The organism is Nocardioides sp. Root140 (assembly GCF_001426745.1).
Lineage (GTDB): Bacteria > Actinomycetota > Actinomycetes > Propionibacteriales > Nocardioidaceae > Nocardioides.
The window spans coordinates 95,837-112,154 of the sequence record NZ_LMFI01000003.1 but is presented as its reverse complement, the minus strand read 5'-3'; the positions used below and the strand labels follow the sequence as shown (position 1 = coordinate 112,154).

Below are 16,318 nucleotides of genomic sequence, written 5' to 3'. Positions count from 1 at the left end.
TCGCTCGCCCTTCGCTCGCCCCGGCGCTCGACTCAGTGGCGCGCCAGGTCGTCCGCCGGGACCGGCTCGGCGGCCTCGAGGGCGGTGAACGCGCGTTCCTCGATGCCGGGGTCGCTCTCGATCACCAGGTTGCTGAGCGTGAGCAGGGTGCCGTCGCGACGCAGCGAGAAGCTGCCCATCTCCTCGAACGTGGAGGACATCCGGTCGTCCTCCGACGTGCAGGTGCTGCCGTCGTCCTGCTCGCCACTCCCCTGCGCACCGCACAGGTCACCGGACGGAGCCTTGGACAGCACGAGCGTGTAGGCGTGGCGGTCCTCGTCGGTGTGGTCATAGTCGACCAGCACACTGCCGGCCTCCACCCGCACCTCGTCGATGTCGGCCTTGCCGAGGCGTACGTCGTACGGCGTGACACCGGTGGCCGTGATGCGCGAGGCGAGGTCTTCGTCCACGGGCGCGTCGTTGTCACCAGATCGCGACTGCCAGAGGAGGACGCCGGCCGCCACCAGCACCACGACCGCGCCAATCATCAACCAGGGCGTCGATCTCGTCGTCCTCATCCGTCATCCCCTCGTGCACAGCAGTCTGAGACCTTCGTCGGGAACCGTAGCCGGGGCACGGTCACTCGTCGTGCGGCTCGAAGCGGTAGCCCATGCCGGGCTCGGTGCGGAAGTACGTCGGCCGGGCCGGATCGGGCTCCAGCTTGCGGCGCAGCTGGCCGATGTAGAGCCGCAGGTTGCCCTGTGCCGTCTCGTAGCCGGGACCCCAGACCTCGTCGAGCAGCTGCCGTTGGCTCTGCAGCTTGCCCGGGTGGCGCACCAGCGCCGCGAGGAGGTGCCACTCCGTGGGGGTCAGCCGCACCTCCTCGCCTGCGCGGGTGACGCGCGTGGAGGTGAGGTCGACGACGACGTCCCCGAACGTGACCGCCGGGGCCTCCTCGGTCGGGGCGTTTCGGCGCAGCAGGGCACGCAGGCGGGCCATCAGCTCGTCCATCCCGAACGGCTTGGTGACGTAGTCGTCGGCGCCGGCGTCGAGCGCGTCCACCTTGTCCACGCTGTCACTGCGGCCCGAGAGCACCAGGATCGGCACGGCGGTCCAGCCTCGGAGACCGGTGATCACGTCGACCCCGTCGAGGTCGGGAAGGCCCAGGTCCAGGATCACCGCGTCCGGCGGATGGGCGGCGGCGCTCTGCAACGCCTCTTCGCCGTCACCTGCAGTACGTACCGCGTAGCCGCGGGCGCGCAGGTTGATCGTCAGCGCCCGCAGGATCTGCGGCTCGTCGTCGACGACGAGGATCCGGCTCATGGCGATGCCTGCTCGGGTGAGGTCGGCACGGCCGGCGGTCCCGGGTCCGGCGTACCGGTCGGCGGGGTCGGGTCAGCGGGCAGCGAGATCACCACGGTGAGACCGCCCCCGGGTGTCTCGGCGAGCTCCAGCGAACCGGCCATTGCCTCCACCAGTCCGCGGGACAGCGCCAGCCCGAGGCCGAGTCCTTCGGTGCTCGTGTCGCCGAGCCGCTGGAACGGGACGAAGACCCGGTCCCGGTCGGCCACCGGGATCCCGGGTCCGGTGTCGATCACCCGCAGCTCGACCCTTTCACCGACCACACCGGCAGTCAGCAGCGGCGGACGCTTCGCGTGGCGCTGCGCATTGGCGACCACGTTGACGATCGCCCGTTCGAGCAGGCCGGAGTCGATCACGGCGTCGGGAAGGTCGTCGGGCAGCTCCAGGACGACGGCCCGGGGCTCCACACCGAGGTCGTCGAGCGCCGTCGCGACGACGTCGTGGACCGACGCGGGCCGGGTGCGCACCGGCAGTGCTCCGGCCTGCAGCCGACTCAGGTCCAGCAGGTTGTCGACGAGGCCGGCGAGCCGGTCGAGCGCGTCGTCGGCCGCCTCGAGCAACTCATCCCGGTCGTCGTCGGTCAACTTCACCTCGCGACTCCGGAGCCCCGAGACCACTGCCTTCGCGGTCGCCAGCGGCGTGCGCAGGTCGTGGCCGACAGCGGCCAGGAGGGCCGTACGCAACTTGTTGCCCGCCTCGAGCTCGGCGGCCTCGCGCACGGCGGACGCACGGCGGGCGGCCAGGTCGACGACCCAGCTGACCATCAGGGCCACCGCCGCGAAGACGAGTACGGCGACGACGTCGGTGGACTCCGAGATGCGGAACGTGTGGAACGGCTCGGTGAAGAAGAAGTTCAGCAGGACAGCGCCGAGCAGGCCCGCGGTCAGGGCCGGCCCCAGGCCGCCCAGGATGGCCGCACTCACCACGAGGAGCAGGAGCAACAGCGCGTCGCTGGCCAGGTCGAGGTGTTCCCGCGCGGGCACCAGCACGCCGACCAGCGCTGCCGTGCCGAGGACGGCGAGGAGATAGCCGTAGCCCCGGCGCCGGGCACTGAGGCTGCTGCGCACCATCGCTTCTCCAGACTTGTCGGGTCGGCCCATTGTGCTCCCCGGGTCGCCGGCCCGCGCACTCACGCCGTACCCCCGAGCCGACATGTGAGTGCCGCCGCCGCGACGAAGACGCCCAGACGGGCAAGGTCGTACGGCGCGAAGGTGAGCACGCCGAGAGTGTTGACGGCGAAGCCCGTCGCGAACGCCCACCCCGCGACGCCGAGCCCGAGGGCGTGCGGCTCGTCCAGCCAGACCGAGAGCAGCGCGGTGACCAGCAACAGCAGGGCCACGCCCCACTCCCCCGGCAGTTGGGTCGCGACGACGAGTCCGGTGAGGAGGAACTGCGCACCCGCGCCCATGCCGAAGCGCACCCCCACCTCGTCCGTCATCAGTTGCTGGCCCATGCCACAAGTCAAGGCCGTCGAGGGCTCGGGTGGTGGCCTCCTGACAGAACCCTGACACGTCCTGACAGAACGCTGACGACATCGGCACGAGCCCATGCGTCGCACCGACCCAGGGCGGAGCGCCCGTTGGTCGCGTGCATCGGTCAGCACCTTGTTAGGGAGTCGTTAGGCCGCCCCCGGTCGGGGGTTCCCGCGGGTTGGATCGGAGGTGTGAGTACCGATCTCCAGTCACCCGAGGCCGCCCAGGGGCGCTTCCGGGAGTGGCTGTTCCACCGTCCCGAGGTGACCGCCCGACACGCAGGCCCGCACGCCGCCGCACCTCCGGGCGAGAAGACGCATTCCTGGCGCAAGGTGATGTGCCTGACCGGCGTCGACTACTTCTCCACGCTGGGCTACCAGCCGGGCATCGCCTTCCTCGCCGCCGGCGCGCTCAGCCCCATCGCCACGATCATCCTGGTGCTGCTCACCCTGTTCGGCGCACTGCCGGTCTACCGACGGGTGGCCGCGGAGAGCCCGCACGGCCAGGGTTCGATCGCCATGCTGGAACGGCTTCTGCCCTTCTGGCGCGGGAAGATCTTCGTGCTCGTCCTCCTCGGCTTCGCACTCACCGACTTCATCATCACCATCACGCTCTCGGCCGCGGACGCCAGCGCCCACGTGGTGGAGAACCCGCACGTCCCGGGATTCCTGCACGGCCAGGAGCTGTGGATCACCCTCGGCCTGGTGGCCCTGCTCGGCGCGGTCTTCCTCAAGGGGTTCACCGAGGCGATCGGAGTCGCGGTCGCCCTCGTGTCGACGTACCTCGTGCTCAACGCGGTCGTGATCGGGGTCGCCGCCGTGCACGTCTTCGAGGACGCGCACCGGGTGACCGACTGGACCACCACCCTGACCGCCGAGCACGGCAACATCGGGCTGATGATCGCGGTCTCCCTGACCCTGTTCCCCAAGCTGGCCTTGGGAATGTCCGGCTTCGAGACCGGCGTGGCCGTGATGAGCCACGTGCGCGGTGAGCCCGGCGACGACCCGGTGCGCCCGGCCGGCCGCATCCGCAACACCAAGAAGCTGCTCACCGTCGCCGCCTGCATCATGAGCGTCTACCTGATCGCCTCCAGCCTGGTCACCACGCTGCTGATCCCGGCGCACGAGTTCGAGGACGGCGGCTCGGCGAACGGCCGTGCCCTGGCCTACCTCGCGCACCTCTACCTGGGCGACGGCTTCGGCACGGTGTACGACGCCTCCACCATCCTGATCCTGTGGTTCGCCGGTGCCTCCGCGATGGCCGGCATGCTCGCCCTGATCCCGCGCTACCTGCCGCGCTACGGCATGTCGCCGGAGTGGGCCGGCGCCGTACGACCCCTGGTGCTCGTACTCACCTGCACGGCGTTCCTGATCACCTGGATCTTCGACGCCGACGTCAACGCCCAGGGCGGCGCCTACGCCACCGGCGTGCTGGTGCTGATGACCTCCGCCGCGGTCGCCGTCACCCTGGCCGCGCGCAAGGCAGGGCAACGGAAGCTGACGGTCGCGTTCTCCGCGATCACGCTGGTGCTCGCCTACACGACGCTCGACAACGTGCACGAGCGTCCGGACGGCGTCAAGATCGGCGCCTGCTTCATCGCCGCGATCGTGATCGTCTCGCTGCTGTCCCGGGTGGCGCGTGCCCTCGAGCTGCGCACCACCGAGATCGTGTACGACGACCGCGCCGACGCGTTCCTGCGTGACTGCGCCCGCCGCTCGATCCGGCTGGTCGCCAACGAGCCGGACGCGCGGGACGTGGAGGAGTACCGCGAGAAGATCCGCCAGGTGGTCGACGACCACGACCTGCTCGACCCGGGCGACATCATCTTCGTCGAGGTGACCGTCGGCGACTACTCCGACTTCGAGAGCCGGATCGAGGTCCACGGGGAGGCGCTGCACGGCGAGTTCCGGGTGCTCACGGTCACCGGCGCGACCGTGCCGAACACTCTGGCCTCACTGCTGCTCGACATCCGCGACCGCACCGGCGTACGCCCGCACATCTACTTCGAGTGGACCGAGGGCAAACCGTTCATTCACCTGCTCCGCTTCCTGCTGTTCGGTGTCGGCGAGGTCGCCCCGATCACCCGGGAGGTGCTGCGTCGTGCCGAGCCCGAGCGGACGCGCCGCCCGCACATCCACGCCGGCTGACAGCACCACCCGCGAACAGTGGGTTCTTGCGCCTCGAACCGTGGATTCTTGATGCCTCGTGGGCCTCGTACGTCCTCGGCTCGTACGACGTCAGCGCCAACCGAGGCCGGGAGCCACGTCCTCGAGGATCGTGCGCAGCAGGTGCGCGTTGTAGTCGACGCCCAGCTGGTTGGGCACGGTGAGCAGCAACGTGTCGGCCGCGGCGATCGCCTCGTCCTGCGCCAGCTGCTCGACCAGGCGATCGGGCTCTGCGGCGTACGACCGTCCGAAGACGGCACGCAGCTGCGGCTCGATCTGCCCGATCTGGTCGCGACTCTCACCCTCCTGGCCGAAGTAGGCGCGGTCCGTGTCAGTGACGATCGGCATGATCGAGCGGCTGACCGAGACCCTCGGCTCGTGCGCCTGACCGGCCTCGGCCCATGCCTCACGGAACGCCTCGATCTGCTTGCGCTGCTGCACGTGGAACGGCTCGCCCGTCTCGTCGGCCTTCAGCGTCGAGCTCATCAGGTGCATGCCCTGCTCGGCGGCCCAGCGTGCGGTGGCATCCGAGGCAGCGCCCCACCAGATCCGCTCGCGCAGGCCCTCGGAGTGCGGCTCGACCCGCAACAGACCGGGCGGGTTGGGGAACATCGGCCGCGGGTTCGGCCGGGCGAAGCCCTCGCCCTCGAGCACCTGGAGGAAGACATCGGTGTGCCGGCGCGCCATCTCGGAGGCGTCGGAGTCCTCACCGGGCTGGTAGCCGAAGTAGCTCCACCCGTCGATGACCTGCTCCGGTGATCCCCGGCTGATCCCGAGCTGCAGTCGGCCGCCTGCGATGAGGTCCGCCGCGCCGGCGTCCTCGGCCATGTAGAGGGGATTCTCGTAGCGCATGTCGATCACGCCGGTTCCGATCTCGATCCGCTGCGTCTTCGCACCGATCGCGGCCAGCAGCGGGAACGGCGAGGCCAGCTGGTTCGCGAAGTGGTGCACCCGGAAGTAGGCACCGTCGGCGCCCAGCTCCTCGGTCGCCACGGCCAGGTCGATCGACTGCAGCAGCGCGTCCGAGGCGTTGCGCACCTGCGAGTGCGGCGAGGCGTTCCAGTGCCCGAAGTTCAGGAATCCGATCTTCTTCATGCAACCTTCAACCACACGCGGAGCCGCTTCCATTCCCGGGTCGTCTCCAGCTCCGGGTGCGGCCAGGGATGAAAGCGGGACCACAGCGATGCGAAAGGGATGACGGCCAACCTCGTGGAGTCAACGCAGGAACCCACGAGAGGAAGCATCATGACCGTACGACTGCTCAGCAGGAAGACCGCAGGCATCACCCTGGCCACCACCCTGGGCGCGGTGCCGTTGGGACTCGGCGTCCTGACCACCGCCCAGGCCGCGCCACCGTCGGGTGACGACGACATGACGACCCAGAGCTGTTCGCACTCGAACTCCGACAAGGACAAGTCCGGCTACGGGTACGTCGACGCGGACTGGCTGCGCTACCGCGTAGGGCCGCACCCCAGCTGCACGTCGCTGGGCCAGGCCGCGCGCCGCACCAAGATCTACTACCACTGCTTCACCTTCACCGACAATGACGGCACGTGGACCCACGGTCGGATCGCCGGCACCAACAAGCAGGGGTGGTTCAAGGACTCCTACCTCAGCGACAACGGCTCCATGGTGAAGTGCTGAGCGCGCCCGACGCAGAGTGAGTGCGTCCGGACCGGGGCCCCGGTCCGGACGCCTTCAGCAGCGCACGTGCATGCCGACGACCAGGAACCGCGCGTCCGGCTCAGTGCAGGGTCGGCCGGTAGACCATCTGCTGGGTGCGCCCGTCCAACGTGCGGTTCTCGACCAGCTCGAGGTCGAAGTCGGCCGCTCCACCGAAGATCGGCGCAGTCCCGGTCTGTCCCGTGATGACCGGGAAGACCGTCACCTGGACGAAGTCGACCAGGCCCGCCGCCATCAGCGCGCGGTTCATCGACAGGCTGCCGTGCGAGCGCAGCGGCACGTCCGAGGTCTCCTTCATCCGGGCCACGACGTCGACGGCGTCACCACGCTCGACGGTGCCGTCGGGCCAGTCGAGCGGGCCCTCGAGGGAGGCGGACACCACCGTCGCCGGCAGGTTCACCATCCGTGTGACCCACGGGTCGTGCACCTCGGAGTCGGCCGGGCCCGAGCCCAGCATCTGCACGAACTCCCGGTAGGTCCTCGCGCCGAACACCATCCGCTGCGGTGCGTCGTACAACGCCAGGCGGTGGTCGAGCAGCTCCGGGCCCTGCTTGCCCCAGTATCCGGTCCAGTCGCCAGTGGCAGAACCGAAGCCGTCGAGGCTGGAGAAGACGTCCCAGGTGTAGGTGGCAGTCATGGTGAGCTCCTTGTGTTCATGGCGACCCCGTGTGGGTGCCTCTCACCACCGCTACGAACGCCGACCCCCCGATCCGACAGCCCGGCGTGAGAATGTTCGCCGCCTCGGCGGATTCCCGTGCCGGGGCAGAGTCAGGTCGTGGGATCGGGCACTCGTCTGCAGCCGACTCAGTGCAGGGTGGGTCGGTAGGTCAGCTCCAGGGTGCCGCCGTCGAGGGTCCGGCTCTCGAGGAGCTCGAGGTCGAAGTCGGCCGCGCCACGGAAGAGCGGTGCGGCGCCGGTCTCACCGGTGAGCACCGGGAAGACGGTCAGCTGCACGCGATCGACGAGACCGGCAGCCATCAGCGCCCGGTTCAACGAGAGGCTGCCGTGCGAGCGCAGCGGTACGTCGGACTCCTGCTTGAGCCGGCGTACGACGTCGGCGGCGTCGCCGCCCTCGACGGTCGCATCGGGCCAGTCGAGTGGCCCCTCCAGCTTGTTCGACACCACGGTGGTGGGCAGGTTCCTCATGCGGGTGTTCACCGGGTCGTCCACGGGCTCGGGGGCACTCGGGCTCAGCAGCCGCACGAACAGCCGGAAGGTGTTGCCGCCGAGGACCATCCGCTGCTCCTCGGCGAGGACCTCGACGCGGCGGTCGAGGAACTCGGGCCCGTGCTTGCCCCAGTAGCCACCCCAGTCACCGTTCTCGTCGTACGAGCCGAAGCCGTCAAGACTGCTGAAGACGTCCCAGGTGTAGGTCGCGGTCATGTAGTTCTCCTCGAGGTGTGGTGACGAGTGTCGGAGGACTGACCCTGGGTCGGCGCGAGACTCATCGCTGTCCGGCCACGCCCCGGGGCTCGTGGTGCACGAGCGGTTCAGGTTTCCTGCGCTCGCCGCGCCTCTCGAAGGCCGCGCAACCGACCACGACCAGGAGTGCGAGAACGGCTCCGGCCACGGCGTCGATGACGTAGTGCTCCCCGAAGTAGACCAGCGCCGTCGACATCGCCACCGGATACAACAGGAGCAGCCAACGGAACTGCGAGCGGAGCCGGGTGATCGCGTAGAACACGATCAGGAACGCGATGCCGGCGTGCAGCGACGGCATCGCGGCCACCTTGTTGGGCATGCCCATCAACACCATGCTCTGGCGGTGCAAGCCCAGCTCGGACCAGCCGCGGCCGGTCATCCGGTGCACCTCCTCGATGACCCCGAGCTTCGAGGCCATCCACGGCGGCGCCATCGGGTACAGGAAGTAGATCACCAGGCCGGCGTAGAGGATCGTCACGTAGCGACGCATCCACAGCAGCCACTCCTGCCGGTTGCGCATCCACAGCACGGCCCCGATCGTCAGCGCGGTCAGGAAGTGCGACGCGTAGACGGTGGTGAGCAGGACGTCGTACCACCGCGGCGCGCTGTCGGGGTCGCACGGGTTGCCGCACAGGTTGTGCTGGAGCAGGACGGTCGGTGTGGTGCCGCCGCCGAACCACTCGTCGATGCGCACCGGTGCCGTGACGTGGATCGGCATCCCGGTCTGGTCGGCCAGTCCACGCAGGAGCCAGTAGCCGGTGAACAGGAGCATCGGCCGCCACCAGTCGCGCCCGAAGTCGAGGTGCCGCTCGCGTGGGGCGTCGGCGTTCCAGGCGATGGTGAACAGCCACAGCCAGAGGGTCACGCCGATCGGATCGTTGGGGATGCCGATGAAGTGGATCCAGACCGCGAGCACCGCGACGTACCCGACCAACGCCCTCGCTCGCGCGGCCGGACGGGTCGTCGGCATCGGTGGCCGCTCGCGTGGCTTCAGCTCGAGGATCACCATCAGCGCCTGGCCTCCGACTCGCGGAAGATCCGGTAGCCGGCCACGTCGGCGAGCCGGTCGTAGTGCCGGGCGATCAGGGGCTGCGCCGCTGTGGTGTCCAGGCCCCAGCTGCCGAGGCCGATGCCCGAGATGACCAGCCAGGTGGGTCTGTCGGGGCCGGCCAGGACGGCTGCGAGCTCGTGCAGCTGCGGGTCACGCACCCGCACCGGAAGGCTCCACAGATGCGGGTAGGGACTCTCGAGGCCGGACGACTCGAGGATCGAGGAGACCCCGAAGGCGACCATCGCGGTGTCGCCCGGCTGCGCACGATCCGACAGGTAGGTCGCCACCTCCTGCTCCGGCCGGTCGATCGGGTGTACGGCGACCCAGCCGATCGAGCACAGCGTCGACACGACCAGAAGCCCGTAGGTGAGGGCCAGGGAGGCGCGGACGCGATCGGGCAGGCCGGTCACGGCGGCCAGCAGCACCAGCCCGGGGACGAGTCCCATCAGGTAGTGCAGCCAGTAGCTGCCGCCCGCGACGACGGCCGCTGACTCCCAGGTGAGCACGGCGAGCACCGGCAGCCGGAAGTCGGGGTGCGCGGGGGCACCGACCGCCCGTCGACGCAGCCGCGGGAGGAGCACGCCGACCAAGAGCGGCGCCCCACTGCCGAGCAGGGCCAGCAGCATCAACCGAAAGCGCTCGCCCGAGGACGGCGACTCGAGGACCACGCTGGCCGCTTCCCATCGGAACGTGACGGCTGCCGACCACAGGTCGACGGGGTCGGTGCCCAAGGCGGCGGCACCCGAGACGACGACCACGAGGACCGTGGCACCGCCGAGGGCTGCGCCCAGGGCCGTGGCGAGCGCCGTACGTGCGTGCGCACGTCCCTGTCGGGTGAGGCCGCCGGTGATCAGGAGCGCCAGCAGGAAGACGAGGACGTCGAGGAGGTTCTGCTTGGTCAGCACCGCACCCGCACCCGCTGCGCCGGCGGCAGTCCCCCACCACAGCGCCTCGCGGAACCCGGCCGACCGGCTCGCCGTGACGGCGGCGATCATGCCGGCCAGCAGCAGGGGAAGCCCCAGCAGCTCGGCGTTCACGACCGTGCCACCGAAGAGCGGCGTACCGACCAGGATGGCGGCAGTGGCCGCGGGCAGCAGCGCTGCCGTCGGCACATGCGGCGCCACCACACGACCCAACCGACCCGCGAGCAGGACCGAGGTGAAGACCGCGACGATGCCGAGGATGCGAAGACCCCACGCGCCGCCGAACAGGTTGCCCAGGGCGACCAGCGCGATGAGGACGGGCGGCCGGTCGACCCAGTAGTCGCCGTACAGCGAGTCCCCCGGCGCCCATTGCCGGGCCACCATCAACAGGCCGCTCTCGTCGGGGCTCAACGGCCGCCCCATGAAGGGCAGCCATCCGAGCAGACAGGTCAGCACGGCCATCGCCACGACGACATGCCCCGGACGCTGACGAAGAAGGGCAGCGACACGTCCCCCGACGACAGCTTGAGGCGGGGTCTCCACCAGCAGCATGAGGACATCATGCTCGTGCCCTGCAAACATCCGCAGGTGATTATTGTTTTCTGACAAGGTTGGCCCGTGACCGCCCACACCGTCGTCGCCACCGCGAACGTCCATCGTGGCCTCGGCACCCGCGACGCCCGCGAGGCGCTTCGCGACGTGCTCGAGCACGAGCCCGACCTCGTCGGGTTGCAGGAGTGGCATCCCTGGCGGGTCCGACTGCTCGCGGAGACCGGCAGTGTGGGGCTGTTGCGCGGACCTCGGCGGTCCCGCCGGGACTCCGGCTACCTCTGGACGATGCCGGTGCTGGGCGACTGCGTGGTGGGTGCGCGCAGCGAGCGGTTCTCCTTGCTGCACGTGGGATCCGTCTGGCTCAGCAGGCCCGGCCGCGCCGATGCCGCCCTGGCCCGTCGACGTCGCATCGAGCCGCCCCACCTGGCCACCGTGGCGACGTACGACGACCGCACGGGTGGCCGCACCGTGAGCCTGATCAGCTACCACCTCGTGCCCGGCGTCCAGTCCGGCGGCGTCTACCGCGCCGACCGCCCGCTGCTCGCGGCGCGGCACCGCGAGGAGGTCGCACGCGTGCAGGCCATGGTCGACGAATGCCGGGCCCTGGGGCACACGGTGTACGCCGTCGGCGACTCGAACTTCGACGGATTCCGGCTGACCGGCCTCACCTCGGCGTGGGAGGGCCGCGAGGCCGAACCGGGCACCCTGGGGCCGAGCCGCAAGATCGACGACGTGCACGGGCCGGGTCTCCCGACCTCGGTGCGGCTGCTGGCGAATGCCTCGGACCACAAGGCCGTGCTGGTCGACCGCGCCGACGTCCTCACCACTGGTTGAGGTCGCGCTGCCACGGCACCCGGTGCGAGGCACGGCGATCAGTGGCATGCTCGAGGCGACGTACTTTCTCCGCTCGGAAGAAGGTGGGCTCGTGACCCCGGATGAGATTCGCACTGCCATGGCAGATCCCGTGGCGCAGCGGCTGTTGCAGTCGGCGAACCCGGCTCGGTTGGCCTATGTCGCCCCGGACGGGACGCCGCGGGTGATCCCGATCGGCTTCGAGTGGGACGGCACCTCGATCGTGCTGGGCACCATCCCGACGTCCGCGAAGGTCGCGGCCCTGAAGGCCAACCCGGCGGTGGCGATCACCATCGACACCAGCCCGCCGACGTGGCCACCGAACGCGCTCCTGATCCGCGGGACGGCCACGCTCACCGACGTCGACGGTGTCTTCCCGGAGTACGTCGAGGGTGCCAGGAAGGTGACGCCGGCCGACGCGTTCCCGGAGTGGGAAGCGGGCGTGAACGCGCTCTACGACACGATGACGCGCATAGACATCACGCCGACCTGGGTGAAGATCCACGACTTCGAGACCCGGATTCCCCAGGCGGTCGAAGACCTCGCCAAGGCCAAGTTCGGAGCCAGCTGAACCTCGGAACCGGCTGGCGCCCGTCAGCCGAAACAGGTCCCGAACGCGGCACCGACGCTCTCGGAGAACCACGTCGGCAGGTAGTCGATGGCCTGGCCATCGGTCGCCTGCCTCCCTCCACCCATCAGCGCGTTCGAGTTCACCAGGATCCCGTCGGTGTCGAACCCGTTCGCTGCCACTGCCCCTTCGACGATCGCAGCGCCGGCCGGGCACAATTCGGCGAGCAGCTCGCCGTACGAGACCATCGCCTGGCCATTGACCGCGTTCGCGTTGCCGGTGTCGCTGCGACTGGCGTTGTAGCACTCGTGCGCCGAGGCCCCGGTCACACCCAGGATCAACAGCGCCGTGGTCGTCCCCACCAATGTGATGCCGCGTCTCATCATGATCGAGCCCTTCGTTTGTGTGTTCAGAGCCCCTTTGACCGTCGTACGCCTCCGGTCCCGCATCGTCCATAGCCGCACGACAAGATCCCCAATACTCGTCGACATGCCCGCATCCGGATCGCGACGGCCGTCACGGATGTCGCAGGCTCGGGATCGCCTCACGCGTTGACAACCCGCCGCTGATCCGCGGTCGTCCCCCATTTTCGGGATTCGGCAGGCCAGTCGTCCCCGATCCGTTGTCACCGTCTCCTGCGCGGAGGATGGTGAGGAGGGCGGGGCCGGCAGAAGGCGCGAGCATGACGAATTGGATCGAAGCAGACGCTTCCGAGTACGACGAGCGGCGCGCGCTGTTCAACGCGATGATCGTGAAGAGGCCGCGGATCATTGCGGCATGCGACGGGCCAGCCGATGTCAAGGAGGCCCTGGAGCGTGCCGCCGATGACCATCTGTCGGTGGCCATACGCTCGGGCGGCCACTCGGTGGCCGGGCAGTCCAGCAACGACGACGGACTGGTCATCGACGTCCGGCCGATGAAGGCCGTCGACATCGACGTCGCGGCCCGACGGGCCAGGGTCGGAGGCGGCTGCACCTGGGGTGACTTCGACGCGGCGGCGCAGGAGTTCGGTCTCGCCACCACCGGCGGGCGAGTGTCCACCACCGGGGTCTCCGGGCTGACACTCGGAGGCGGCTCGGGCTGGCTCGAACGCCAGCACGGACTCAGCTGCGACAATCTGCTGGCCGTCGAGCTGGTGACCGCTGACGGCCGAGAGGTCCGCGCCGACGAGACCCAGCACCAGGATCTGCTCTGGGCCAGCAAGGGAGGAGGCGGCAACTTCGGAGTCGTCACCGCGCTGGAGTTCCAGCTGCACCCGGTCGGTCCGACGATCATCGGCGGGCTGATGGCGTGGCCGGCCGACCGCGGACCTGAGGTCTCTCGCGCCTTCCGGGACTGGGCGGACGACGCTCCGGATGAGCTCGGCCCCGGCTTGGTGATGCTCAGCGGACCGCCCGAGGAGTTCATCCCACCGCACCTGCAGGGTGAGCCCCTGATCGCCGTCGCGGTCTGCTGGAACGGTGACGAGGCAACTGGTCTGGAGGTCGTCCAGGTCCTGCGGGACCTGGCACCGGAGGTCGACCTGGTCGGCCCGATGCCCTACGCGGTCCTGCAGTCGATGATCGACGACCCGCCCGGGTTCCGGCAGTACTGGAGCGCCGACTACCACGATGCCTTCCCCGACGAGGCGCTCGACCTGTTCCTCGATGCAGGCGCACGCCGTGCCTCGCCGATGACCCAACACCTGCTGTTGCCGTGGGGCGGCGCGCTGGCACGCCTCGATGCGGACGCCACACCGTTGAGCCAGCGCTCGGCGCGTTGGGTGAGTCACCCCTTCGCGACTTGGGAGGACCCCGCCGACGACGCGGCCAACATCGCCTGGGTTCGTGACTACCGGAAGGCGAACGCCGCGTTCACGACCGGCGGCGTCTACCTCAACTTCATCGGCGACGAGGGTGACGACCGCATCAAGGCGGCCTTCGGCGCGGAGAAGTACGAGCGACTGGTGCAGATCAAGTCCGAGTACGACCCGGGCAACGTCTTCTCCGGCAACCAGAACATCCGCCCCAAGGTCCCCGCCTGATCGCTTCGTGGGCAGTCCGACGCCGACCGTCAGTCCCTTCGACAAGAGGAGTGCATCATGTCCGCCAAGCAGAACATCGAGGACGCGCACGAACGACGTCCGTTCACCGACCACGGGCACATGGACGTCGTCACCCTCGGCGACTTCACGCTCGGCCGCGGCGTCTTCGAACCGGGCTGGCGCTGGTCCAACGACGTGAAGCCGATCGCCGGCACCGACTCCTGCCAGGTCCACCACACAGGGTTCTGCGTGTCCGGGCAGATGACCATCAAGCCCGACGACGGAGACGAGATCACCATCGGTCCCGGCGACGTCATCGACCTCGACCCCGGTCACGACGCATGGACCGTCGGCGACGAGCCGTGCGTGCTCCTCGACACCGGCGTCGCGGCCTACGCCACTCCCACCTGACCCGCGCCACCGTTGGTCGAGAAGGCCGCGGTTCTTTCGGTGGTCGAGTAGGTCGCGGTCTTCTTTCGGTGGTCGAGTAGGTCGCTCTGCGACCGTATCGAGACCCCCGCCATGCCGCCCCGCGCGACCGTTGGTTGAGGAGGTCGCCCTGGCGACCGTCTCGAAACCAAGCCACGCCATCACGGCACACCGGGGCATGGCAAAGGAATCCCCGGTGTGCTGCCCTTGTGTCTGTGGCTGTCCGGGTATGGCCTAGGTGCGTTTGCGGAACCGGACGTCACCTTGGGTTCAACCGGTCAACGCAACACCTGGTGGGGTGGATGGGTTGGACAGTAGCTCCTCAAGGGCTTGTGCTGGCGTCTTCCAGTCGAGGGTCTTGCGGGGACGGGTGTTGAGCTTGCGTGCAACGTGCTCGAGGTAGTCGGGCGGGAAGTTGTTCAGGTCGGCACCCTTGGGGAAGTACTGGCGCAGAAGCCCATTGGTGTTCTCGTTCGTGCCCCGCTGCCACGGCGAGTGAGGGTCGCAGAAGTAGACATCCAGGTCGGTCGCCGCAGCTATCCGGACGTGATTCGCCATCTCGAAACCCTGGTCCCATGTCAGCGTCTGGCGTAGTTGCTCAGGGAGCTTGGACATCGACTCGACCATCGCGGTCTCGACGGCGTCGGCCCCGAACCCGTCGGGCAGGTGCAGCAGCATCACATAGCGGCTTGCTCTCTCGACCAGAGTGCCGATCGCCGACTTGGTCCCGGTTCCTCCCATGATCAGATCGCCTTCCCAATGGCCAGGAACGGCACGGTCGGCCACCTCGGCGGGTCGTTCGCTAATGAGGACCATCCCGGGGATCCGCTGACGCCTCCGCGCTGCGTGGCGGTCTGGCTTTCTAACAGCTCGTCCGGTCCGAAGCCGCTGGTGCAGGTCACGCCGAAGCCCGCCCCGACCCTGGACGTAAAGGGCTCGATAGATCGTTTCGTGCGACACACGCATCTCCGGGTCGTGCGGGAACTCAATGTGCAGCATGGCCGAGATCTGCTCGGGTGAATGCTCTTCCTCCAGCCGATCTTGCACCCACACGCGTAGCCGCTGGGTCGTAACCAACTTGCCGTCGCGGGCACGGGAAGCGAAGTGGTCGGCGCGCAGTTGCGCGACGTGCGGGGAGTACCGCAACGCACGGATCCGTGGCCGGCCACCGGGACGCTTCTTCTCGTACACCGCCCGCGAGCGGTAGTTCTGGCTCTTGCGGACGTTGCGTCGGATCTCGCGTTGGATTGTCGAGGGCGCCCTCCCCAGATCACGAGCGATCTGTCGGATCGAGTCACCCCGCTCCATCCCGGCAAGGATCTGCTCGCGTTCGGCGATGCTCAGGAAACGTGACGACGGGACACGTGACTTGGTGAACTCGGGGCGCACGCCACCAGCCTTGATCACGAGCCGCCGTCCCCAGCCCAAGCTGTGCCCGACACGCGCACTTGCTTCCGCGGTCGTCGACCCGACTGAATACATCTCCCAGAACGCGCTCTGTTCTGCGCGCAACGGCTGGTAGGCCATGACAACAACTCCTTCACGATGAAGGTGTTGCGCTGACTCCTTGAATCCGCCCACCGTTGGCCATCAGGGTCATGTCGTAGGTGTCGTCGTGGGCACGGTGGTGGTGCCAGCGGCACAGGAGCTTGCCGTCCTTGGTGTCGGTCGTGCCGCCGTGCAACCAGCTCAAGGTGTGGTGGTGGGCTTCGCACCACTTGGCCGGCACCAGGCACCCTTCGCTGCGGCAGGTCTTGTCGCGGATCCCCATGGCGAGGATCTGCGGGCCGGTGAAGAGTCGTTTTGCGCGGCCCTGGTCGAGTACCTCGGACTCCCC

17 protein-coding genes and 1 pseudogene are annotated in these 16,318 nt (G+C 69.0%); 6 read left to right on the top strand and 12 right to left on the bottom strand.

Annotated elements, in window-relative coordinates; genetic code table 11:
* Positions 1 to 32: 32 nt before the first annotated feature.
* The 4 genes from ASD30_RS08875 to ASD30_RS08860 all read right to left on the bottom strand — a co-directional run bounded on the left by ASD30_RS08875 (position 33) and on the right by ASD30_RS08860 (position 2,794).
* Positions 33 to 557 carry a hypothetical protein gene (locus tag ASD30_RS08875; RefSeq protein WP_156388669.1) on the bottom strand — a complete coding sequence of 175 codons (525 nt, stop codon included), beginning with the start codon at positions 555 to 557 and terminating at the stop codon, positions 33 to 35.
* 61 nt (positions 558 to 618) lie between these two features.
* Positions 619 to 1,302: a response regulator gene (locus ASD30_RS08870; protein WP_056680226.1), complete on the bottom strand. Its 684-nt coding sequence runs from the start codon at positions 1,300 to 1,302 to the stop codon at positions 619 to 621.
* Positions 1,299 to 2,411, bottom strand: a complete 1,113-nt coding sequence (locus ASD30_RS08865; protein ID WP_056680223.1) for a sensor histidine kinase — start codon at positions 2,409 to 2,411, stop codon at positions 1,299 to 1,301. The genes ASD30_RS08870 and ASD30_RS08865 overlap by 4 nt, the downstream gene beginning before the upstream one ends.
* Positions 2,412 to 2,470: 59 nt before the next feature.
* On the bottom strand, positions 2,471 to 2,794 hold the full coding sequence (locus ASD30_RS08860) for a hypothetical protein (RefSeq protein ID WP_056680220.1): 324 nt from the start codon (positions 2,792 to 2,794) through the stop codon (positions 2,471 to 2,473).
* A gap of 210 nt (positions 2,795 to 3,004) precedes the next feature.
* Here ASD30_RS08860 and ASD30_RS08855 point away from each other — a divergent pair, with 210 nt between their 5' ends.
* On the top strand, positions 3,005 to 4,960 hold the full coding sequence (locus tag ASD30_RS08855) for an amino acid transporter (RefSeq protein WP_082563703.1): 1,956 nt from the start codon (positions 3,005 to 3,007) through the stop codon (positions 4,958 to 4,960).
* Between the two features lie 90 nt (positions 4,961 to 5,050).
* On the opposite strand, the gene ASD30_RS08850 is transcribed toward ASD30_RS08855, so the two are convergent.
* Positions 5,051 to 6,073, bottom strand: coding sequence for an LLM class flavin-dependent oxidoreductase (locus ASD30_RS08850; RefSeq protein ID WP_056680216.1), 1,023 nt, complete (start codon positions 6,071 to 6,073; stop codon positions 5,051 to 5,053).
* 150 nt (positions 6,074 to 6,223) lie between these two features.
* Between ASD30_RS08850 and ASD30_RS08845 the strand changes: the two genes are divergently transcribed.
* On the top strand, positions 6,224 to 6,622 hold the full coding sequence (locus ASD30_RS08845) for a hypothetical protein (protein ID WP_056680213.1): 399 nt from the start codon (positions 6,224 to 6,226) through the stop codon (positions 6,620 to 6,622).
* A 100-nt stretch (positions 6,623 to 6,722) separates the two neighbouring features.
* Here the strand turns inward: ASD30_RS08845 and ASD30_RS08840 are convergent, their stop codons facing one another.
* The 4 genes from ASD30_RS08840 to ASD30_RS08825 all read right to left on the bottom strand — a co-directional run bounded on the left by ASD30_RS08840 (position 6,723) and on the right by ASD30_RS08825 (position 10,609).
* Positions 6,723 to 7,298 (bottom strand): dihydrofolate reductase family protein, encoded by a 576-nt coding sequence (locus ASD30_RS08840; RefSeq protein WP_056680210.1) that lies wholly within the window; start codon positions 7,296 to 7,298, stop codon positions 6,723 to 6,725.
* Positions 7,299 to 7,465: 167 nt separating this feature from the next.
* On the bottom strand, positions 7,466 to 8,044 hold the full coding sequence (locus ASD30_RS08835; RefSeq protein WP_056680207.1) for a dihydrofolate reductase family protein: 579 nt from the start codon (positions 8,042 to 8,044) through the stop codon (positions 7,466 to 7,468).
* A gap of 61 nt (positions 8,045 to 8,105) precedes the next feature.
* Positions 8,106 to 9,092, bottom strand: a complete 987-nt coding sequence (locus tag ASD30_RS08830) for a phosphatase PAP2 family protein (protein WP_056680204.1) — start codon at positions 9,090 to 9,092, stop codon at positions 8,106 to 8,108.
* The gene (locus ASD30_RS08825) at positions 9,092 to 10,609 is read right to left on the bottom strand and encodes a hypothetical protein (protein WP_156388670.1); all 1,518 of its coding nucleotides are present in this window, start codon (positions 10,607 to 10,609) and stop codon (positions 9,092 to 9,094) included. The genes ASD30_RS08830 and ASD30_RS08825 overlap by 1 nt, the downstream gene beginning before the upstream one ends.
* Before the next feature lie 66 nt (positions 10,610 to 10,675).
* On the opposite strand from ASD30_RS08825, the gene ASD30_RS08820 reads away from it, so the two are divergent.
* Together ASD30_RS08820 and ASD30_RS08815 are read left to right on the top strand one after the other, a co-directional pair.
* Complete coding sequence (locus tag ASD30_RS08820) at positions 10,676 to 11,443, top strand: endonuclease/exonuclease/phosphatase family protein (RefSeq protein WP_056680198.1); 768 nt, start codon at positions 10,676 to 10,678, stop codon at positions 11,441 to 11,443.
* Between the two features lie 118 nt (positions 11,444 to 11,561).
* Positions 11,562 to 12,032: a pyridoxamine 5'-phosphate oxidase family protein gene (locus tag ASD30_RS08815; protein WP_056680195.1), complete on the top strand. Its 471-nt coding sequence runs from the start codon at positions 11,562 to 11,564 to the stop codon at positions 12,030 to 12,032.
* Between the two features lie 23 nt (positions 12,033 to 12,055).
* Here the strand turns inward: ASD30_RS08815 and ASD30_RS08810 are convergent, their stop codons facing one another.
* The gene (locus ASD30_RS08810; RefSeq protein ID WP_156388671.1) at positions 12,056 to 12,520 is read right to left on the bottom strand and encodes a hypothetical protein; all 465 of its coding nucleotides are present in this window, start codon (positions 12,518 to 12,520) and stop codon (positions 12,056 to 12,058) included.
* Between the two features lie 191 nt (positions 12,521 to 12,711).
* On the opposite strand from ASD30_RS08810, the gene ASD30_RS08805 reads away from it, so the two are divergent.
* Positions 12,712 to 14,052 carry an FAD-binding oxidoreductase gene (locus ASD30_RS08805; RefSeq protein ID WP_056680190.1) on the top strand — a complete coding sequence of 447 codons (1,341 nt, stop codon included), beginning with the start codon at positions 12,712 to 12,714 and terminating at the stop codon, positions 14,050 to 14,052.
* A 57-nt stretch (positions 14,053 to 14,109) separates the two neighbouring features.
* The gene (locus ASD30_RS08800; protein ID WP_056680187.1) at positions 14,110 to 14,463 is read left to right on the top strand and encodes a cupin domain-containing protein; all 354 of its coding nucleotides are present in this window, start codon (positions 14,110 to 14,112) and stop codon (positions 14,461 to 14,463) included.
* Between the two features lie 288 nt (positions 14,464 to 14,751).
* On the opposite strand, the gene ASD30_RS08795 is transcribed toward ASD30_RS08800, so the two are convergent.
* Both ASD30_RS08795 and ASD30_RS26875 read right to left on the bottom strand, forming a co-directional pair.
* Positions 14,752 to 16,008 carry an IS30 family transposase gene (locus ASD30_RS08795; protein WP_056680183.1) on the bottom strand — a complete coding sequence of 419 codons (1,257 nt, stop codon included), beginning with the start codon at positions 16,006 to 16,008 and terminating at the stop codon, positions 14,752 to 14,754.
* A 13-nt stretch (positions 16,009 to 16,021) separates the two neighbouring features.
* Positions 16,022 to 16,318: pseudogene (locus ASD30_RS26875) on the bottom strand (hypothetical protein); the annotation flags it as partial.